A 19801-nucleotide genomic window follows, 5' to 3' on the forward strand; every position below is an offset into this window, starting at 1 on the left:
CGTCGTGGTCCACAGCCTGCGCACCCTGGCAACGATGACCGATCGTAGTGGCAGGTCCCGTCCGGGCGGCAGAGCGGCAGCGGGTGACTGTGGCAAGATCGAACCGGCGCGTCGCGTGCATTTGACCGGCCAGTACGGCGGGAAGTACGGTATTGCAGCCTTCTCGATGGCTCCTGCTGGCGCGCCCTGACGCCGCACGCACGCGATGCGTGTCCTGGGAGCATCGATCCTGGCAGCCTGAACCTGGTCGCGCGGCACATGCGAGGCCCACCCGATGTAGTTGGAGACTCTCGTGACCAAGCGCACCTTCCAGCCGAACAACCGGCGCCGGGCCAAGACCCACGGCTTCCGCCTGCGCATGCGCACGCGTGCCGGCCGCGCGATCCTGGCGGCTCGTCGTCGCAAGGGCCGCGCGGAGCTCTCGGCCTGACATCACCGTCGGTGCTGTCCGCCGCGCACCGGATGCGCCGCGCTGCCGACTTCGAGCAGGCGGTGCGCCGAGGTGCGCGCGGCGGACGGGACACCCTCGTGGTGCATCTGACGACCAGGACCGACCACTCGCCCTCGGGGCCTGTGGTCGGTCTTGTCGTGTCCAAGGCGGTCGGTAACGCGGTGACGCGGAACCTGGTCAAGCGACGGTTGCGTGAGCTCGTCCGGGCACGTCTGTCGTCCATGCCGGCCGACGCGGGCATCGTCGTCCGCGCCCTGCCGGCAGCTGCGTCCCAGCCGTACGCGCAGCTCGGAGCAGACCTGGACGCGGCGCTCGAGACGGCGGCACGCCGCGCACGACGTCGAGTTGAGGCGTAGTCATCCCATGACTAGTCGTTCGGTGCTCCGTGCCATCGTGCGTGCTCCTGCGCAGCTCCTGCTCCTGCTGCTCAAGGGGTACCAGCGGTTCATCTCGCCGATGACGCCGCCGACCTGCAAGTTCTACCCGTCCTGCTCGCAGTACGCCGTGATCGCGGTGCAGCGCCACGGTGCCCTCCGCGGCACTGCGCTCGCCGTCTGGCGCGTGCTCCGCTGCAACCCCTGGAACCTGGGTGGCGTGGACGACGTTCCACCAGCACGACCCGTCCACCGCCATCTCGACGTGGCCTCGTCCACACACTGATCCCCCGAGGAGTTCTCCCCGATGAGCTGGTTCGACGGTCTGCTCAAACCGATCATGGTCGTCGTGGCCTGGATCATGGTCCAGTTCCACTCGTTGCTGACCACCCTCGGACTCGACCCCGAGAGTGGCGCCGCGTGGGGCCTGTCCATCGTGGGCCTGGTCATCGTGATCCGGATCCTGCTCATCCCCCTGTTCTTCCGGCAGATCAAGGCATCGCGCGGCATGCAGCTGCTCGCGCCCGAGATGCAGGCGATCCAGAAGAAGTACAAGGGCAAGTCGGACCCCGCCTCCCGGGAGGCGATGAGCCGCGAGACGATGGCGCTCTACCGCGAGCACGGCACCAACCCGTTCGCGTCGTGCCTGCCGATCCTGCTGCAGTCCCCCATCTTCTTCGCGCTGTTCCGGGTGCTCATCGAGCTCCCCCGGATCGCCGCCGGCACCTACCCGCCCATCGGGCCCATGACCCCCGAGCTCGCCGCACAGGCTGAGGCGGCGACGATCTTCGGTGCCCCGCTCTCCGGCACCTTCATGCAGGCCGGCTCGGGTCCCGACGCGATGAACATCCGCATCGTCACCGTCATCCTCATCATCGCGATGTCCGCGACCACGTTCCTCACCCAGCGCCAGCTGACCATGAAGAACATGCCGCCGGCCGCGCTGCAGGGGCCCATGGCGCAGCAGCAGAAGGTGCTGCTCTACGTGCTGCCGCTGATCTTCGCGTTCTCCGGCGTCAACTTCCCCATCGGTGTCCTCATCTACTGGACCACCACGAACCTGTGGTCGATGGGCCAGCAGTTCTACACGATCCGTCGCATGCCGGCCCCGGGCTCGCAGGCCGAGATCGCCATGAAGGAGCGCAAGGCGCGCAAGGCCAAGGCGCACGGACTCATCGAGGAGCCCGAGTCGACGGTCGTCATCGAGGAGAAGCCGCGCGGGCAGCGAGAGCAGCCCAAGCGCAAGGACCGCAACAAGCCGCGCGTCATCGAAGACCGCACCGTCAAGCCCGTCACGCCGACGGACGACGAGCCCGACGGACCCAGCACGCCGGCGCCCGGCGCCCCCACCAAGCCAAAGAAGTAGCGCACCAGCGCGACCACGATCGGAGAGAGACTCCATGACTTCGACCCAGCCTGAAGCCCCCGTCGAGCCGACCAGCACGAAGCGGCTCGAGGAAGAGGGGGAGATCGCCGCCGACTACCTCGAGGAGCTGCTGGACATCGCGGACCTCGACGGCGACATCGACATCGACATCGACCACGGCCGCGCCGCCGTCGAGATCGTCTCCGAGGACCCCGCCGACAAGTCGCTCAGCCGGCTCGCCGGACCCGACGGTGAGGTCCTGGACGCACTCCAGGAGCTGACCCGACTGGCCGTGCAGGCGAAGACGGGTGAGCGGAGCCGCCTGATGCTCGACGTGGCCGGTTACCGTGCTGCCCGCCGTGCCGAGCTGGTCACCGTCGCCACCGAGGCGATCGACCGCGTGAAGGCCTCCGGCGAGGCGGTGGCGCTCGCCGCGATGAACCCGTTCGAGCGCAAGGTGGTGCACGACGCCGTCGCTGCTGCGGGGATGTCCAGCGACTCCGACGGCGTGGAGCCGAACCGGCACGTGGTGATCCGACCGGCGTGATCTAGTGGCGTGACGAAAGGGGTGGATCCGCTTGGGTCCACCCCTTTGTCGTCCGTGTTTCACGTGAAACGTGGCAGCCGGTGCATCGGTCCTGTGGGCTCCGGGTGCGTTCAGTCCCCGCTGTTTCACGTGAAACAGCGGCCACCTGCTCTCGCTCGGTGTTCGGTACGGACCCGGGGGTCGACGGGAGAGCAGGCAGCCGGTTGACCCTGTGCCCCCGGCACCATGTGGCCACACCCGCTGAGGCGCTCGGTCCAGGGCGGAGCCGCACGCTGTGCGTACTGGCGGCCTGCGTAGTCGCGGCCGTTCGCCCGTTGGTCGCTCCGGTCCAGCGGGACCTAGCCGTCGGGGAGACGTCACTGTTTCACGTGAAACGCCCGCGGGGCGGTTCCACCGGGTCGAGTGCGCGTCTCGCCTGAGCGTGGGACTCCTGGCCCCGACGAGGGGCCGATGGCGCGCGCCTAGCTCAGGTCCGAGTCCTGGCACCGTGCGAGCGCAAGCGACCGGCTCGGTGACAGACTCACCTCATTCCGGTGATCAGCGCTCCCGGCCGGCCTCGCATCCGTTGAGCTGGCTCCGTGGCGCGCGAGAACGAGCAGTGTCGGGCACTGAGCCGGCGTTCGTGTCGTGCGACCCGACCCGCGCTGCGCTCGGTCAGAGTGCACGCTCGAGCGCAGTATCGGCGCGAGGCCTTCGCGGGTACGGGCTCCTTTGCCGTCCCCGTGCGGTGCAGCATGCGAGCGTCCTGCCACGGGAGTGGGAACGGACTGCCCGGCGCGACCCGAACAGGCGGAAGTCCGGGCGAGTGGCTCGGGCTCGCGGTGTCACCCAGGGGCGTCCTGAGGGGACTCAGCTACTCATTCCTCGCTTGGCCGGGGCGGGTGTGGGTGCATAGGGACGTCGGGACGTGCTCGAGCGCCAATGTTCCACGTGGAACACACGACCAAGCTCGCGAGTCATCGTCATGCGCCTGGAAGACGGGCCTCGAGCGTTCGACAAGGTCAGCGGTGCGACGCGACGGTCGAGCGAAAGGTCCACTGAGTCCTCCGCTCACAGACCGCCCCGCAGGGCTTTGCGACTGGACGTGGAAGGGCGGGTCTTCACGTCGGCATGCTCACAAGATCTGCGAGATGGCCGCAGTCGGCCCTTGCCGTCGTGTTTCACGTGAAACCGAGACGCTGTGCGGGTATTCACGGAGGACGGGCACGGCGGGCCGTAGGCGCTTCTGGCGGGGTGCTGCGGTGCGGTGCGTCTGTCGCCAGGCCCTCGCTCAGCCTGCCGCGAATCCGAGAGTGCCGCGTGGACCGCGTGGCCGCTGCCGGCCGCCAGCTCGCGGTGGAGGGGCTGAGGTGGAAGCCAGGAGGTGAGGGGCGGTAGCAGCACGTTCGCAGAGGTCCGGCGGCGACGGGCGGATCTCCTTGCGCTACTCCGTGGAACGTCCTGGGTGCGTCGGACTCGGCCCCGAACGGGAGCGGAACGCGGAGGTCTCGCCGGTGGGCGTGCGTGGACCCTCGGCACGATGAGGCAGGGTGTGTTTCACGTGAAACAGCGCGCAGAGCGATGGGTCGTGCAGCGCAAGGCTCGTTGCCTCGTAGCGCTCGATGTGTGGCGTAGGCATGTGTGGCGTAGGCAGGTGCGGCGCCACCTGGCTCGATCTGCCAGGTGGCGACAGGCTGCCCCTGCACCCTCGACCGGCGGCGGGGGACGTCCCGCGAGTAGTTGCGGCGGGCTCGGAGCAGCTAGTGCGGGTCCACGAGTGCTCCACGGCGTGCTCGGCGTGTGTGCAGGACGGGCAACACGGCGGTCAACACTCACGACTAGCGACCTGCGATCTGCATCGGGAGATGTTCCACAAGCACCGCGAAAGGTGGGGTCGAACAGGCGCGCCGGCCGAGGGTGTGACGAGGAAGCTCTAGCGTGCGAGGAGCTCGGGGCGGAGCGGAAGGAGCAACGTGCGCTGCGGCGCGCACCATGCAGTGTGCACCGACCTCCTGCACGGTGCGACGGCAGCGTCGTGCGACAGCTCACGACGCATGACGCCCGGAGCGTGCCGAGTGAGCGCGACCTGAGACCCGCGCCGGTCGCGGCCAGCAGAGCGCACCGGTCGGCGCCGTGCGGAGCGAGTGCGACCCGGGCCCCGCGCCGTGTGGGCAGCCTCGAGTGCCGTGCTCTGTGCGATCTGCGGTGAGCGGCTCACGGACGGAGGACCGGCGGACGGGTTGTTCACAGAGTCACCAGCGGATGACCCCGCACGGGTCACCAGAGGACGACTCACCCGGGAGCCCCGCTGATGAGTCGGCCTGGAGATGGCGGCCTTCTGCCTCAGGCGACCGTCGCGTGGGGTTCGTCTACGGCGACCAAGCCGGACGCGGAGCGCCAACCGCCCTGTCAGACGCGGTGCGAGCCAGGGCGCGTCAGATCGTCACCTGAGCGCGCTCCGCCGGTGATCGTCACCGGCTTCGCACGACTGGCAAGGTGATGCGGCGATCTGGTCCGTGGGCGAAGCCGCTGGTCACGGTGTCTCCCGATGGCTTCCTCCACGGTGCTGCTGAGCTCCGACCTGTGGCGCCTAGCAGTTCCAGACCCCACGCAGGCACTAGCAGCGGCTCGCGGCAAGCGCTCCGACTGAGCGCCGCCGTGGGGCGGGGCGTCTCGTTGCGAGCTGCTCAGTAGGTCGGCGGACACATGGGCTGTGGCCAGGGGGCCGGTGCAGGATCGGCTGCGCGTTCCACGTGAAACATGGGCTGTCGGGCGCCTGACATCGGGTTGGCGAAGCGTGGTCAGCCGTACGGGAGTCGGGAGTGTGTACCGAATCGAGGTTCATCGTGCGTCTAGAGCGAGCACGCGAAGCGGGTGACTGGACGCCCAGTGAGAACCGGACATGTCAATCGTCGACATGTGCTGTGGACGGCGAGGGGAGCGGACTCCCGCACGGTACGGTAGGGCCGCGCGAGAGCCCTGGCAGTCCTCCGACGGTGGTCCGCAGCGCCCGCACGCGACGTTCAGCAGCACTGTTTCACGTGAAACCTGGGGGACCTGACGGTGGCAGAAGTTCAGTCGGACGCGACCGACAGAACCGACCCGCTGGATGGCGACCTTCGTCTCGAGCCCTACTTCGGCCCGGCGTGGACGGCGGTGCTCGGGTTCCATGACCTGCTGGTGTCCCAGGGAGAGCTGCGCGGGCTGGTCGGCCCGAGGGAACTCTCGCGACTCTGGGAACGGCACCTGCTCAACTCCGCCGCGGTCGTGCCGTTCCTCCCGCGCGAGGGACGGATCATCGACCTCGGGAGCGGAGCCGGCTTGCCGGGCATCGTCGTCGCGGCGATGCTCCCGGAGGCTGAGGTCGTTCTCCTCGAGCCCATGGAGCGACGCACGGCGTGGCTCAGCGAGGTGGCGGAGGTCCTTGGCCTCAGCAATGTCGTGGTGCGGCGCGGTCGAGCACAGGACGAGCACGGGCTCCTGTTCGGCGACGCGGTGACTGTGCGAGCGGTCGCGTCGCTCGACAAGCTCTACCGGCTCGCGATGCCGCTGCTCGTGGCCGGCGGTTCGCTCGTCGCGCTGAAGGGCGGCAAGGCGGAGGAGGAGATCGAGGCGGCCAAGCATGTCGGCCGCAAGCTCGGGGCCGGCGTGGCATCCGTGGTGGACGCCCCCACGATCGAGGGAGTCGAAGTGACGAGAGTGGTCCGCGTCGTACGGGAGGCAGTGCCTGGTGTTCGGTAGGAAGAAGCGTCGTCAAGAAGCGGATCCCGTTCAGGCCCCCGCCGGGCCGCCCGAGCCGCCTGCTATGAGCACGCCGGCCTGGGCCCCCCAGCAAGGAACCCCGCTGCCCAATGACGCGCCCGAGGCGCCCAGCGACCCCGGCCTGGCCGCTGTGCCGCAGCCTGCGTCGACTGAGACGGTCCAGCAGGCTCCCGAACGCGGAAGTGTCGCGCAGGGCACCGCCCCTCAGGACGCCGCGCCCACGACGACAGTCCAGCAGCCCGGGGGTCGGCGGATCGACGACAGCCAGGTGCCGGTCGGTACCGGCTCGCACGAGGACGGGATGCCGCAGCCAGCCGGTCAGTACCGTCCGTCCGCACCGGCGCTTCCGCAGCAGGAGCAAGCTCACCAGCAGCTCGAATCGACGACGCAGGCTGCGCCCGAGTCGGCTCCTGGCCCGAACCAGAGCCTGAGCAGCGTGACCGACGCCGCCGCCGCACGGGCCAGCGCGAACGCCGCTGCGGCTCTTGAGTCGGCTGCCTCCGACGGGGGTTCGTCGACGGGGCGCCAGCGGCGGAGTGTCCGGCCCGAACCTGTGAGCGCCGGCGAGCCATACATCCCGACAGTGCCGGCTCCGACAGCCCAGGATCTCGGCGCCTCTGTTCCACGTGAAACATCGCACAGTGACCCGGCCCCCGCACTGGCGAGCGAAGGCTCTGGATCATGGGACGACCGCAGCGTCGCCCCAGGTCACAGCGTCGAGAACGGCAGCGACACGGCCGTCATCGAGGGGAGTGCGGGGATGTCCGCGCGGGAGACCCACCACGCGGAGAGCGCGGCAGTGGCCCCGGCACGTGACACCATCACGCCCATGCCTGCTCGCCATGATCTCGACCCCGAGGAGAGCCGTCGCGCGGCGCTCGTCGACAGCCTCCCGGTCGTGTCCGACGACACCCCGCTGATGGCGGAGCTGAAGCAGGACGCCCGCCGTCGGATCGAGCTCCGCGGCCGACGGTTCCCTCGCCCGCCGCAGACCCGCATCATCACGGTGGCCAACCAGAAGGGCGGCGTCGGCAAGACGACGACGACCGTCAACCTGGCGGCGGCGCTGGCGCAGGCCGGCCTGAACGTGCTGGTCCTCGACAACGACCCGCAGGGGAACGCGTCGACCGCTCTCGGTGTCGAGCACCGCGCCGGGACGCCGTCGATCTACGAGGTGCTGGTCGATGGCGCGCCGATGGCCGACGCGGTCCAGGAGAGCCCGGACGTGTCGAACCTGTGGTGCCTGCCCGCCACGATCGACCTGTCCGGTGCGGAGATCGAGCTGGTCTCGATGGTGGCGCGCGAGACCCGGCTCCGGAACGCGCTGGACGCCTACCTCGACGGACGGGTCGCCAACGGGCAGGAGCGGATCGACTACGTCTTCGTCGACTGCCCCCCGAGCCTCGGCCTGCTGACGGTGAACGCGTTCGTCGTCGCACGCGAGGTGCTGATTCCCATCCAGTGCGAGTACTACGCGCTCGAAGGGCTCAGCCAGCTGCTGAAGACGATCCAGCTGATCCAGGCGCACCTGAACCCACGGCTGCACGTGTCGACGATCCTGCTGACGATGTACGACGCCCGCACGAACCTGGCGCAGCAGGTGGCGACCGAGGTGCGTACGCACTTCCCGGAGCGCACGCTGCGCACCACCGTGCCACGGTCCGTCCGCATCTCGGAGGCACCGAGCTACGGCCAGACGGTCATGACCTACGACGCCGGATCCTCCGGAGCCCTCGCGTACCTCGAGGCCGCCCGCGAAGTGGCGGAGCGGGGCGCCACCGAGCTCGAGGACGACCACCACAGCAACGGGCAGGCGTCGAACGGCACCGCCCCGACAGACCACGAGCACCAGACGGCTGCGGCCGTCCGTCAGGAGGAACTGTGAGCGAGAAGCGACGCGGTCTGGGCCGGGGCCTTGGAGCCCTCATCCCCACCGGCCTGGACGGCCAGCGGCCGACCGGGGCGGAGCGTCCGGTCGACGTGTTCTTCCCCGACCGTGAGCGGGAGAACGGCGAGGCAGCCGCCGCGGCCGCCGCGCTGGCGACGGCGACCCTGACGGAGGAACCACCCGCCGTCGAGCCGACGGAGCCGAACGGGCACGACGGGTCCACCAACGGGGTGGCCCACGTCGACATCACCGTGCCGGTCGAGGCACCGCGGGCGGATGAGCCGCCGATCGCCGCGGCGTCGGCCGAGGGGCTCGTCCCGGTGCCCGGCGCCCGGTTCGCCGAGCTGCCGGTGGGGGAGATTCGTCCGAACCCGAAGCAGCCGCGCACCGTCTTCGACGAGGACGCGCTCGACGAGCTGGTCGGATCGATCCGCGAGGTCGGCGTCCTGCAGCCGATCGTGGTGCGCGATGCCGGCGACGGCTACGAGCTGATCATGGGCGAGCGGCGGTGGCGCGCGACGCAGGCGGCCGGCCTGGCGACGATCCCCGCGATCATCCGTGACACCGACGACTCCGACCTGCTGCGCGACGCGCTCCTGGAGAACCTGCACCGCTCCGAGCTGAACCCGCTCGAGGAGGCGGCCGCGTACCAGCAGCTGCTGGACGACTTCGGCTGCACCCACGAGCAGCTGGCGACGCGCATCCAGCGGTCGCGTCCGCAGATCTCCAACACGCTCCGCCTGCTCAAGCTCCCGCCGCTGGTGCAGCGCCGGGTGGCCGCTGGCGTGCTGTCCGCGGGGCACGCTCGCGCGCTGCTCGGGCTCGCCGACGGCGCGGCGATCGAGCGCCTGGCTCAGCGCATCGTCGCCGAGGGGCTGTCGGTCCGTGCCGTCGAGGAGATCGTCTCCCTGGGCGGGGACGCAGCGCCGGCCGCGCGCCGGACCGCGCCCCGAGCGGGCGTGAAGAACGAGGCGCTGGACCACCTCGCCGCACGACTCTCGGATCGATTCGACACCCGCGTCAAGGTGAGCCTCGGCAAGTCGCGTGGCCGGCTGACGGTGGAGTTCGCCTCGGTGCAGGACCTCAACCGGATCCTGGCCAGCCTGGCCCCGGAGGACCCGGGCCTGCTCAAGGGCTGACCCGCGTACAACCCGGGAGAACGCAACCGTACAAAACGGTCAGCGGGCGAGCGCGGCCTCGACGAGCGAGCGGTAGAGCTCGCCGAGGGACAGGCCCGCGGCCTCGGCTGCCTGCGGCAGCAGTGACGTCTCAGTCATGCCGGGAGCCACGTTGACCTCGAGGAACCAGACGGTGCCGTCGGCGTCGACGATGAGGTCGGTGCGGGACAACGCATCCAGTCCGAGCGCGCGGTGCGCGGCCACGGCCACGTCGCCGACCGCAGCAGTCAGCTCGGGTGAGAGCCGGGCGGGTGCGAAGTACTCGGTGCGCCCCGGGTTGTAGCGGGCGTCGAAGTCGTAGGGCCCGTCGGTCACGATCTCGACGGCGGGGAGCGCCATCGGTCCGTCGCCGGTGTCGATCACGCTGACGGCGACCTCGGTGCCGGAGACAGCCCGCTCGATGAGCGCCGTGTCGCTGTACGCGAAGCAGTCGACCATGGCCTGCGGGAGAGCATCTGCGCTGGTCACGAGCGTGACGCCCAGCGCCGAGCCGCCGCGGGAGGGCTTCACGACGACCGGGAGACCGAGTCGGCCGACGATGGCGTCGAGCACCTGACGCGCACCCAGCTCACGGAACAACGACTGCGGCAGCGTGACGAACTCCGGCGTCGACAGCCCTGCGCGAGCTACGACGGTCTTGGCGATCGGCTTGCTCCACGCGATGCGGCTCTCCCGCGGACCGGTGCCTAGGAGGCGCAGGCCGAGCATCTGCACGACGTCGCGCACCGAACCGTCCTCGCCGCTGGCCCCGTGCAGGAGGGGCCACACGAGATCGGGCTGCAGCTCGACGAGGGCGGGCACCAGGTCGGCGTCGACGTCGTGGACCGAGACCTCGACGCCCACGGACCGCAGGGCGTCCGCGACCCGTCGGCCGGAGCGCAGGGAGACGTCGCGCTCGTGGGACAGGCCCCCGGCCAGGACGACGACGCGGGGGGACGGGGTGGCGGTCACGGTGCGAGGACTCCGATGGCGAGAGAGGACGGGGGCGGGTCAGGCGACATCCGGGCCCGGCTGCTGCACGTCGCCGTGGCCGGCGGACCCGGTCGTGCCGAACAGCTCCACCAGCTCACGCTCGCCCGCGACGACACCCGCGAGCCGGCGCACGCCCTCTCGGATGCGCTCGGGTGTGGGGTAGCAGAAGGACAGGCGCATGTGGTCCGCGCCGGAGCCGTCGAAGTAGAACGCGGTCCCCGGGACGTAGGCGACGCGGGCGGTGACGGCTCGCGGCAGCATGTCCTTGGCGTCGAGGCCGTCGGGCAGCTTGACCCAGGTGTAGAAGCCGCCGTCGGGAACGTTCCACGAGGCGTCGGGCAGGTGCTCGGCCAGTGCGGCGATCATGGCGTCGCGCCGCTCGCGGTACTGCTCGCGGTAGATCTTGATCTGGCCCTGCCAGTCGCAGGTGGACAGGTAGGTGGAGATCGCGATCTGCGAGGCGTTCGACGGGCAGAGGATCGCGGACTCGCTGGCCAGGACCAGCTTCTCGCGCACGGCGTGCGGGGCGACTACCCAGCCGACGCGGTAGCCGGGCGCGAAGGTCTTGGAGAACGAGCCGAGGTAGAGCACCCCGTCCTCGTCGAGGGAGCGCATCGCGGGGCGCGGCTCACCCGAGAAGCCGAGCAGCCCGTAGGGGTTGTCCTCGAGCACGAGGACGCCGTAGCGCTGCGCGATCGCCAGGATCTGGGGTCGTCGCGTCTGCGAGAGCGAGACGCCGGCCGGGTTGTGGAAGTTAGGGACGGTGTACAGGAACTTGACCCGACGGCCCTCGCGGGCGAGTGCAGCCAAGGTGGACTCGAGCGCCGCGGGGATCAGCCCGTCCGCGTCGATCGGCACGTGCACCACGTCCGCCTGGTACGCCCGGAACACGCCGAGGGCGCCGACGTACGACGGGGCCTCCGCGACGACGACGTCGCCCGGGTCGATGAAGATGCGGGTGACCAGGTCGAGCGCCTGCTGCGACCCCGTCGTGACGACGACGTCGTCGGGGTGCGCGTCGATGCCCTCGAGCGCCATGACGTCGAGGATCTGCTCGCGCAAGGTCTCGTCGCCCTGGCCGGACCCGTACTGCAGCGCCTGCAGACCGCGCGTGGCGACGACGCGCTGCGCCAGGTCACCGAGGATGTCCAGCGGGAGGCCTTCGAGGAACGGCATGCCCCCGGCCAGCGACACGACCTCGGGCCGGTTGGCCACCGCGAACAGGGCGCGGATCTCGGAGGACCGCATGCCGTGGGTGCGTTCGGCGTACGACCCGAGCCACTGGTCGAGACGCGTCCCGGTGCCGGCAGCGGAGGACGTGGGGGGGCCCGACGTCTCGCCGTCGGGAACGGGGTGCGCAGTCATGCAGCCGAGTTTCCCACGGCGGCGGCGATGCTCAGCGCACCGTCCCAGCGACACGAACGGCCCCGTCGGAGCGACAGGGCCGTTCGGTAGAGGCGGAGCGGGAGGTCAGACCGAGGCGAGCACGCTCTCGATGTCCTCCGCGATCATCGACTTGGGCCGCGCGCCGATGACGGACTTCACCAGCTCACCGCCCGCGTAGAAGTTGAGCGTCGGGATGGACACGATGCCGTAGTCGCCCGTGACCTGGGGGTTCTCGTCGGAGTTGACCTTCACGATCTTGACGCGGCCGCCGTACTGCGCGGCCAGCTCCTCGAGCACGGGGGCGACCATCCGGCAGGGACCGCACCAGGGCGCCCAGAAGTCGACGATCACGGGGATCTCCGACTCGAGCACCTCGGACTGGAAGGTGGCGTCGGTGACGGGGGTGGTGGCGCTCATCGGATCTCCTCGGCGTAGGTCTCCACCGGCGGGATCGGGTGCACGAGGTCACCGAGCGAGGCCAGGAAGTGCTGGGCGTCCAGGGCGGCCGCGCACCCGGAGCCGGCGGCTGTGATGGCCTGGCGGTAGGTGTGGTCGACCAGGTCCCCGCACGCGAAGACGCCGGTCAGGTTGGTGGCCGTGGACCGGCCGATCACCTGCACGTAGCCCTCGTCGTCCAGGTCGACCTGGCCCTTGACCAGCTCGGAGCGCGGGACGTGCCCGATGGCGACGAACACGCCGGTCGCGGGGTGCTCGCGGGTCTCGCCGGTGACCGTGTCGCGCAGGGTGACGCCGGTGACCTTGTTCTCGCCGTGGATGGCGACGACCTCGCTGTTCCAGGCGAACTCGATCTTCGGGTCGTTCGCGGCGCGGTCGGCCATGATCTTGGACGCACGCAGGTGGTCACGGCGGTGCACGAGCGTGACGCGCTTGCCGAAGCGGGTGAGGAACGTGGCCTCCTCGACGGCCGAGTCGCCGCCGCCGACCACGATGATCTCCTGGTCACGGAAGAAGAACCCGTCGCAGGTGGCGCACCAGGACACCCCGCGGCCGGACATGCGCTTCTCGTCGTCCAGACCCAGCTCACGGTACGCGGAGCCGGTGGCCAGGATGACCGCGCGAGCCTGGAACGTCTCGCCGTTGAGCGTCTCGATGGTCTTGATGTCGCCGGTGAGGTCGAGCGAGGACGCGTCGTCCCACAGCACCTCGGCGCCGAACTTCTCGGCCTGCTTCTGCAGACCCTCCATGAGCTCGGGGCCCTGGACGCCGTCCGGGAAGCCGGGGAAGTTCTCCACCTCGGTGGTGTTCATCAGCGCGCCACCGGCGGTGACGGAGCCGGCGATGACCAGGGGCGCCAGGCCCGCGCGGGCAGCGTAGATCGCGGCGGTGTAGCCGGCCGGACCCGAGCCGACGATGACGAGATCGCGGACGGTGGTGGACTGCTCGGTCACGAGACTTCCTTGCGGTTCGGCATGCCGGAGACGATCCGGCGGGGCTGACGGATCAACCGATCCTAGGCCGGATCTGTTCCGTGCCCCGTCAGGACAGGGCGATCTCGGTGAGCTCGAGCCGGAAGCCGCCGTCGGGTGCCGTCGGGAGCTGCGTGATCCACAGGACGATCGACTGCGTCTCCGTGGCGGGGTTCAGGGTGAACACCGCGTCCGGTCCGAACGGTCCGGACGCGAGCACCGCCCCGGCGGTCGGGTTCGCGGCGTCGGTCGCGCGGATCTCCACGTTCCCGCCCGTGCTGTTCGAGTGCAGCGTGACGGTGCTGACCGTGGTCGTCGTGGTCAGGGTGATGGCGTACCCGACGGCGTCCTTGAACCCCGCGAAGTCGTCCCGCTTGTAGGTCTGGGTGTACCAGAACGTGGCCGGGTCGCTGTCGTACGCCTTGGCGACGTCCTCCTGGTGCTCGCCGTCGGCGTCGGACGGGTCGATCGTCGTGGCGGACGCGATGACCGGTGCTCCGCCCACCGGGGCGGGGGGTGCGGCCGGCTCCTCCGCCGCGGGTGCCGCGGGGGTGGAAGGCGCCGCGGCGCTCTGCGACGTCTCGGGATCTGCCGTGGAGCCGCCCGGGTCGAGCGACGAGAACAGCGCCCGGAACGCGAGGACCACGCCGACGATCACGACGAGCACGACGACGATGAGGACCAGCGCGGTCGGGTCGAACCGGAGCTTGCTGGGCGGGGTGGACTCGGCCCCGATGACGTCGCCGAAGTCGAAGGTGTCGGGGCGCGGCGCGGGGGGCCCGACCGGCGGCGGCGGGGCAGCGGCGCGAGCGACGGGGGGGACCGACGACGGAGCGGCCGCCGCGGTGGACCGGGCCACAGGTCGGCGCACCACGGTCGGGAGGACGGGAGGCTGGGGCGCCGGTTCGGGTGCCGATGCCGGCGCCGGGGGGAGCTGGGTGGTGGCGGCCGTCGGCGGAAGGGCCTGCGTGGTGGCAGCTGCCGGCGGAAGGGCCTGCGTGGTGGCGGCGGCCGGTGCGACGGCCTGCTCAGGAGCGGCGGCCGCACCGAGAGAGCTGGTGCGCGACGGCGTCGCCGGTGGCGGGGTGCCGGGCCGGTTGGCGCCGGGCGGGTCCTGCTGCTGGAACGCGGTCCGCACGGACTGCCGCTGCACGGTCACGGGCGCGGTGTCCTGCTGGTCGTCCTCGTCGGGCACGGGAATGCCTCCTCCGGGTGCCGCAGCACCGGTGGGCGGGAACTGCGCGGTGACGGGGCCACCGAGCGCAGACGGGTCGGGCACGGACGTGCGGATCTCGCCCCACGGTTCGAGCTCGCGCACCAGCTCTCCGGGGCTGTGCGGGCCGTCGTCGTTGGGTCCGAGGGTGACGACGCAGAGCGTGTCGAGGTCGTTGGGCACGCCGGGGACCAGGTCGGCGGGCGCCACGGGGGCGCCGTCGACGATCGGGGCGGGAGGCAGCGTCTCGCCGCCCGGTGTCTGCGGGGCGCGCGGATCGGCCGGCCAGAGCCCGGTGAGGGCGGCGTAGAGGAGCCGGACCAGGCCGACGGCGTCGGCTCGCGAGGTGGACCGGGCGTCGCCGCCGGAGTCACCGAGAAGGGCCGCGTCGAGGGCGAGACCGCCCAGCAGCACCCGTCCGTCCGGGCTCACGTGCAAGACCGACGGGCGCAGGGCGAGGTGGTGGACGCCGCGGCGCCGGGCGACCTCGAGGGCCGACGCGGCCTCGCCGACCACCGCGCGGGCCTGCTCGGCCGTGAGCGGGGTCTGTGCGACCAGCCGTGCGAGCGAGGGGCCGACGCGCTGCTCGGAGACCACGTAGCCGTAGCCCTCGTGCGTGCCGACGTCCAGCACGCGCACGAGGCGGGAGTCGGTGACGAGGGCCGCGCGGCGGGCGGCGTCGAGCGCGGGGGCGACCGCGCCGTGCTCGAGGATGCGTACGCGGACAGGCCGGTCGAGGATCTGGTCCGTGGCCTGCCAGGCACTGGCGCCCTCGAGGTCGGACACCACCGGGGACAGCACGCGGTACCGGCCCGCGAGCACGGTGCCCCGTCCGACGACCTCGCTCACCAGCACCTCCGTGTCGATCACCTGGACAGGACACCCTGCATGCTAGACGTGCCGGATCAGCGGCGTCGCCCGGTCAGCCGGCGGAGGACCGGCAGGAGCAGGCTGTCCAGCTCGCGCACGCGCAGCACACGGAGCGCGCCGACGTACACCAGGCCCATCACGGTGCCGACGACGGCACACTCGATCACCGACGCCATCAACCCGGTCGACAGGCCCCGCCCGAGCAGCAGCAGGACCAGGCCACCGATCCCCGCGGACACGAGGGCGGCCAGCGTGGAGCGCGCCAGCACCTGCAGCACCCGGGACCCGTCGATGCCGTCCAGGCGCCGACGCAGGCGCCACGCGGCGATGACGGCGCCGACCACGTAGGACAGCGACATCGCCGCGCCGGCGCCCGCCACCCACGAGGACGGGTGCAGCAGCACGCGGGAGAGCAGGGCGCCGACGACGACGACCGCCGCCATCACCACCTGGATGGGCACCATCGACCGCGCGTCCTCGTAGGCGTAGTACACCCGCTGGAACATCGACCAGGCACCGAACGCCGGCAGCCCGAGGATCATCGTCAGCACGACCGCGGCGACGGCGTCGGCCGACGCGGCCGAGGCGGTGGCCAGCACGACGCGCGTGAGCGGCAGGTCCAGCACGATGACGGCCGCCGTCGCGAAGATCGTGAACACGCCGACCACCCGCAGGCCCGACGAGAGCGTGGCGCGGACACCGGCGACGTCGGCCTCGTGCGCCTGCCCGGACAGCCGCGTGAACAGGGCGGTGGCCAGCGAGACCGTCACCAGCGAGTGCGGCAGCATGAAGATCAGGAAGGCGACGTCGTAGGCCGCGGTGCCTGCCACGGCGCTCGCGGTCGCACCGTCGGCGACGGCGGCTGCCGGTGCGGCGGACGCGACGCGGGAGACGATCAGGTACCCGAGCTGGCCCACGGCCAGGCCGGCGAGCGTCCACGTGGCCACCCCGCCCGCCGCGCTCAGGCCGGAGCCGCGCAGCCCCCAGCGCGGCCGGTAGTGGACGCCGGCCCTGCGCAGGGCGGGGATGAGCACCACGGCCTGGGCGACCACGCCGAGCGTCGCCGCGCCGGCCAGCAGCGCCGTCTGCCCGGGTGTCCACGAGGCGGCGTCGGTCACGCCGGAGCTCTTCCACACGCCGAACACCGCGATGAAGACGCCGAAGCCGACGATCGCCACGATGTTGTTGACCGCCGGCGCCCACATGTACGGACCGAACGACCCGCGCGCGTTCAGCACCTGGCCCAGCAGCGCGTAGGCGCCGTAGAAGAACAGCTGCGGGATGCACCAGTAGGCGAACGTCGTCGCCAACGCGTCCTGCGCCGGGTTGCCGAAGTTCGAGTACAGGCTCACGAGCACCGGTGCGAGGAGGGTGAGCACCACGGTCGCGGCGGCCAGCGCCACGAACCCCAGGGTGAGCAGCCGGTCGACGTACTCCTGGCCGGCCTTGCGCTTGTACGCCCGGACCACCTGCGGCACCAGGATCGCGTTGAGCACGCCCCCGGCGAGCAGCATGTAGAGGACGTTCGGCAGCTTGTTGGCCACCGCGAAGGCGTCAGCGGCCTGGCCGGTCGCGCCGATCGCGCTGACCATGACCATGCCGCGCAGCAGCCCGAGCACCCGCGAGACCGCGGTGCCGGAGGCCATGAGGGCGGCGCCGCGGCGCATCCCGTCGTCGTCGGTCACCGAGGCTCCTCCGCCGGGGCTGTCTCCTCGGGAGCGGCGCCCCCGAGCACGGGCAGCGACGTGGGAGCGTCGGCCTCCGCCTCGGTGCGGGCCCCGCGGCGTCCGCTCTGCCCGCGCCGCACGGTCCGGATGATGCCGAGCACCAGGCCGATCGCGAGCAGGACGCCGACGACGATCGTGCCGATGCTCTCGATCGTGGGCGCCACCTGCGCGGTGAACCGGACGGTCGGGGAGACGGCCATCCCGTCCGGGGCGGTCAGCTGCGCGGTGACGGCCACCGAGCAGTTGGCCCGGGCGCTCAGGGGGACCCGCACGCTCGTCTCGCTCTGCGCGTCGACCTGCACCTCGGGGATCTCGCCGACCTCCAGGCACGCCGTGCGCGGGGTCACCTCGAGCAGGACGGTGGCGGGGACGGTGAGTGCGTTCTGCACGACGACGGAGAGCGCGCTGCTCGCCGCGATCACCCGGAAGTCGCTGACCGGGGCGATGCTCAGGCCCGTGGTCCGCTCGCCGACCTCGGTGACGACTGACGTCACGAGGTCGTCCCGCCCGGCGGGATCCACGCGCCAGGCGACGGACAGCGGCTCGAGGACCTCGGTGTCGACGCCCTCGAGCAAGGTGGCGGGGTCGCTGGTGACCTGGGCGAACGCGACGGCGTGTGCCCGGGCGTCCGCGAGAGCCCGCACGCCGCTCACGGAGAGCTCGTCGGGGTCGGTGGTGCGGGAGGGGAGCGTGGTGCGGGCCTCGGGCTGGGCGGCGTCGAGGAGGCTCGACACCGGGGSGAGCCGCACCCAGGGCGTGCTGCCGAACGCGGCCAGCAGCGCGGACACGTTCTGCGTGTCGGGCTCCCACGCACGTCCGGGCGCGAGCAGGAGGTGAGGCGGCTCGTCCCCCTCGCGGGTGATGACGGCCAGCTCGGCGAGGGCGCGCTGGACGGTGGTGGTCGTCGTGGCGCCCGGCTCGACGTCCTCCGGCGCCGTGAGCAACCCGGTGAGGGTGGCGTCGGGTCGGAAGGCGGTGGTCGGACCCGCGGCCGTCTGGACCCGCACGGCCGCACCGGGCGTCACCTTGGCATCCGTCTCGGTGGACGGCGGGAAGACGATCGCGTCGGCACCCACCTGGGCGGTGACGCCGGCGGTCGCCTGGTCGGGTGCCTCGGTGCCGGGTGCCCACAGCAGACCGGAGGACGTGGTGAGCCCGGGGATCCCGGTCTGCGCGGTGTGGTCCACGGCCAGCTGGACCAGGTCCGGGTGCTGGGCGTGCGCGGCAGCGGCGATGTCGGGGTCGGACCACGGCAGCGCCACGACGTCGTGCGTGCGGAGCCGGCTCGTGAGGTCGGTGGCCCATGCCCGGGTGCTCGGCGAGCCCGCCTCGGCGGCCTCGAGCAGCGCCGGGTCGATCGCGACGCCGACGTCCGCGTCGGCAGCGACGACGGCCGCGAGGTCGTGCAGGCGCCCGCCCGTCCCCGTCTGCTCCTCGAGCTCGGCTGCGCTCTCGTCCGTGCCGGTGGGCGGACCGACCATCGGCACGAGCACCGAGACGTCCGTCTGCGGCACGTCGTCGGTGGTGAGCCACAGGACGAACGTGCGCTGGAGCCCGACCCGGCTGGACCCGTCCAGTGCCTCGACCACGAGCCCGCGGGGACCCCAGGTGTCGGCGCCCTTGAGCAGGCCGATGCTCTCGGCGGGGATCCTGAGCTCCACCGGGACGCTGGCGCCGGGGAGCAGCGGTGCGGCCACCGGCACCGTGGTGTCGCGCTTGGTGCGGGACAGGCCGCTGGTGCCGGCGGAGGCCCACGCATCCACGTCGGCGCGCGAGAAGACCCGGAACCGGCTCAGCCGCAGCGCGGCCGCGGGCTCCTCGATCGCCACGTCGCCGTCGTTGCGCAGGGTCGCCCGGACGAGCAGGTCCTCGCCGGGCCGCAGCACGCTCGGCGACACCTCGGTGATCTGCACGGTGACGGGCAGGTCGGGGTCGGCGGTGGTGGCGGCCGTCGCAGGGGGCGCTGCCGCGAGCGCGCCGAGGAGAGCCAGGGCCACGCAGAGCACCCGGCGCCGCAGCGAGCGCCCGCTCATGCCTCGCCGACGAGGACGACGAGCGCTGCCTCGGCCAGCCGCCGCTCGTTCGGATAGGCGAGCACCCCGTGCAGCTCGGCCACCGGGATCCACGCCGCGTCCTCGGCCTCGCCGTCGGGGTCACCCTCGACCGAGAGGGTCCCGCCGGTGGCACCGAGCAGGAAGTGGTGCACGACCTTGTGCACGCGGCGGTCGTCGCCGCTGAACCAGTAGTCGATGACGCCCAGCCGGCGCAGGACCTGTCCGGTGATGCCCGTCTCCTCCGCGATCTCGCGGACGGCGGCCTCCTCGGGCGTCTCGTTTCCCTCCAGGTGGCCCTTCGGCAGGCACCACTCGAGCCGGCCCGCACGGTTGCGCCGCGCGATGACGGCGGCGTGGTCGACGCCGTCGCGACGGCTGACGACGATGCCGCCGGCCGAGGTCTCGTCCACCACGGGCAGCGGCGCGGCGGGAACGCGGACCAGCGAGTGCCGGGGGTCGATCCGCAGCGGATGGCCGCCCGGCGGCGCTGGGACGCCCCCGGGGACGGGTGGGCGCGCCGGGCTCGACATATCGACACTGTAACGACTGGGACGGTGCGCTCCTGCCCGCAGACGCCTGAGCAGAGCCTCGGGTCTGGCAGGCTTGG

The 19801-nt window shown here is 71.8% G+C and carries 17 protein-coding genes; 8 read left to right on the forward strand and 9 right to left on the reverse strand.

Translation table 11 applies throughout. The features are described from left to right. The first annotated feature begins 292 nt into the window (after positions 1–292). From rpmH to rsmG, 6 genes are all read left to right on the forward strand, one after another. Positions 293–430, forward strand: coding sequence for a 50S ribosomal protein L34 (rpmH, locus tag ASD18_RS02580; RefSeq protein ID WP_043601468.1), 138 nt, complete (start codon positions 293–295; stop codon positions 428–430). 11 nt (positions 431–441) lie between these two features. Further along, entirely contained in the window at positions 442–807 is a 366-nt protein-coding gene (rnpA, locus tag ASD18_RS02585; RefSeq protein WP_056086236.1) for a ribonuclease P protein component, read from the forward strand. Between the two features lie 7 nt (positions 808–814). Further along, the gene (gene yidD, locus ASD18_RS02590) at positions 815–1111 is read left to right on the forward strand and encodes a membrane protein insertion efficiency factor YidD (protein WP_056086239.1); all 297 of its coding nucleotides are present in this window, start codon (positions 815–817) and stop codon (positions 1109–1111) included. 21 nt (positions 1112–1132) lie between these two features. After that, a complete protein-coding gene (yidC, locus tag ASD18_RS02595; RefSeq protein ID WP_082573468.1) occupies positions 1133–2191 on the forward strand; it encodes a membrane protein insertase YidC in 1059 nt (352 codons plus the stop codon). 34 nt (positions 2192–2225) lie between these two features. Further along, positions 2226–2738 carry a R3H domain-containing nucleic acid-binding protein gene (locus ASD18_RS02600; protein ID WP_056086242.1) on the forward strand — a complete coding sequence of 171 codons (513 nt, stop codon included), beginning with the start codon at positions 2226–2228 and terminating at the stop codon, positions 2736–2738. A gap of 3042 nt (positions 2739–5780) precedes the next feature. Beyond that, positions 5781–6458 carry a 16S rRNA (guanine(527)-N(7))-methyltransferase RsmG gene (rsmG, locus tag ASD18_RS02605; protein WP_156387858.1) on the forward strand — a complete coding sequence of 226 codons (678 nt, stop codon included), beginning with the start codon at positions 5781–5783 and terminating at the stop codon, positions 6456–6458. A 729-nt stretch (positions 6459–7187) separates the two neighbouring features. On the opposite strand, the gene ASD18_RS21670 is transcribed toward rsmG, so the two are convergent. Next, entirely contained in the window at positions 7188–7310 is a 123-nt protein-coding gene (locus ASD18_RS21670; RefSeq protein ID WP_255355432.1) for a hypothetical protein, read from the reverse strand. Between ASD18_RS21670 and ASD18_RS02610 the strand changes: the two genes are divergently transcribed. Both ASD18_RS02610 and ASD18_RS02615 read left to right on the forward strand, forming a co-directional pair. Further along, positions 7309–8364 (forward strand): ParA family protein, encoded by a 1056-nt coding sequence (locus ASD18_RS02610; protein WP_082573470.1) that lies wholly within the window; start codon positions 7309–7311, stop codon positions 8362–8364. The two genes, ASD18_RS21670 and ASD18_RS02610, sit on opposite strands and share 2 nt — an antisense overlap. After that, positions 8361–9506 (forward strand): ParB/RepB/Spo0J family partition protein, encoded by a 1146-nt coding sequence (locus ASD18_RS02615; protein ID WP_056086245.1) that lies wholly within the window; start codon positions 8361–8363, stop codon positions 9504–9506. The genes ASD18_RS02610 and ASD18_RS02615 overlap by 4 nt, the downstream gene beginning before the upstream one ends. A gap of 39 nt (positions 9507–9545) precedes the next feature. Here the strand turns inward: ASD18_RS02615 and ASD18_RS02620 are convergent, their stop codons facing one another. The 8 genes from ASD18_RS02620 to ASD18_RS02655 all read right to left on the reverse strand — a co-directional run bounded on the left by ASD18_RS02620 (position 9546) and on the right by ASD18_RS02655 (position 19724). Beyond that, positions 9546–10496 carry a D-alanine--D-alanine ligase gene (locus tag ASD18_RS02620; RefSeq protein ID WP_056086248.1) on the reverse strand — a complete coding sequence of 317 codons (951 nt, stop codon included), beginning with the start codon at positions 10494–10496 and terminating at the stop codon, positions 9546–9548. A gap of 39 nt (positions 10497–10535) precedes the next feature. Further along, positions 10536–11882 (reverse strand): PLP-dependent aminotransferase family protein, encoded by a 1347-nt coding sequence (locus ASD18_RS02625; protein WP_056086251.1) that lies wholly within the window; start codon positions 11880–11882, stop codon positions 10536–10538. A 105-nt stretch (positions 11883–11987) separates the two neighbouring features. Next, positions 11988–12320 (reverse strand): thioredoxin, encoded by a 333-nt coding sequence (gene trxA, locus ASD18_RS02630; protein ID WP_056086255.1) that lies wholly within the window; start codon positions 12318–12320, stop codon positions 11988–11990. Beyond that, the gene (trxB, locus tag ASD18_RS02635) at positions 12317–13312 is read right to left on the reverse strand and encodes a thioredoxin-disulfide reductase (RefSeq protein WP_056086258.1); all 996 of its coding nucleotides are present in this window, start codon (positions 13310–13312) and stop codon (positions 12317–12319) included. Before trxB ends, trxA begins: the two co-directional genes overlap by 4 nt. 88 nt (positions 13313–13400) lie before the next feature. After that, positions 13401–15413: a protein kinase family protein gene (locus ASD18_RS02640; protein ID WP_056086261.1), complete on the reverse strand. Its 2013-nt coding sequence runs from the start codon at positions 15411–15413 to the stop codon at positions 13401–13403. Between the two features lie 35 nt (positions 15414–15448). Continuing rightward, positions 15449–17098, reverse strand: a complete 1650-nt coding sequence (murJ, locus tag ASD18_RS02645) for a murein biosynthesis integral membrane protein MurJ (RefSeq protein WP_056086264.1) — start codon at positions 17096–17098, stop codon at positions 15449–15451. After that, on the reverse strand, positions 17095–19137 hold the full coding sequence (locus tag ASD18_RS02650) for a DUF6049 family protein (RefSeq protein ID WP_156387859.1): 2043 nt from the start codon (positions 19135–19137) through the stop codon (positions 17095–17097). Before ASD18_RS02650 ends, murJ begins: the two co-directional genes overlap by 4 nt. Before the next feature lie 32 nt (positions 19138–19169). Then, complete coding sequence (locus ASD18_RS02655) at positions 19170–19724, reverse strand: NUDIX hydrolase (RefSeq protein ID WP_056086273.1); 555 nt, start codon at positions 19722–19724, stop codon at positions 19170–19172. Between the last annotated feature and the right edge of the window lie 77 nt (positions 19725–19801).

This window comes from Cellulomonas sp. Root137, assembly GCF_001426725.1.
Classification (GTDB): domain Bacteria; phylum Actinomycetota; class Actinomycetes; order Actinomycetales; family Cellulomonadaceae; genus Cellulomonas.

Excerpts from the sequence above, each read along its gene's own strand:
- yidD (WP_056086239.1), top strand. The coding sequence starts at position 815 with ATGACTAGTCGTTCGGTGCTCCGTGCCATCGTGCGTGCTCCTGCGCAG.
- yidC (WP_082573468.1), top strand. The coding sequence starts at position 1,133 with ATGAGCTGGTTCGACGGTCTGCTCAAACCGATCATGGTCGTCGTGGCC.
- ASD18_RS02600 (WP_056086242.1), top strand. The coding sequence starts at position 2,226 with ATGACTTCGACCCAGCCTGAAGCCCCCGTCGAGCCGACCAGCACGAAG.
- ASD18_RS02610 (WP_082573470.1), top strand. The coding sequence starts at position 7,309 with ATGCCTGCTCGCCATGATCTCGACCCCGAGGAGAGCCGTCGCGCGGCG.
- ASD18_RS21670 (WP_255355432.1), bottom strand. The coding sequence starts at position 7,310 with ATGGGCGTGATGGTGTCACGTGCCGGGGCCACTGCCGCGCTCTCCGCG.
- ASD18_RS02625 (WP_056086251.1), bottom strand. The coding sequence starts at position 11,882 with ATGACTGCGCACCCCGTTCCCGACGGCGAGACGTCGGGCCCCCCCACG.
- trxA (WP_056086255.1), bottom strand. The coding sequence starts at position 12,320 with ATGAGCGCCACCACCCCCGTCACCGACGCCACCTTCCAGTCCGAGGTG.
- ASD18_RS02655 (WP_056086273.1), bottom strand. The coding sequence starts at position 19,724 with ATGTCGAGCCCGGCGCGCCCACCCGTCCCCGGGGGCGTCCCAGCGCCG.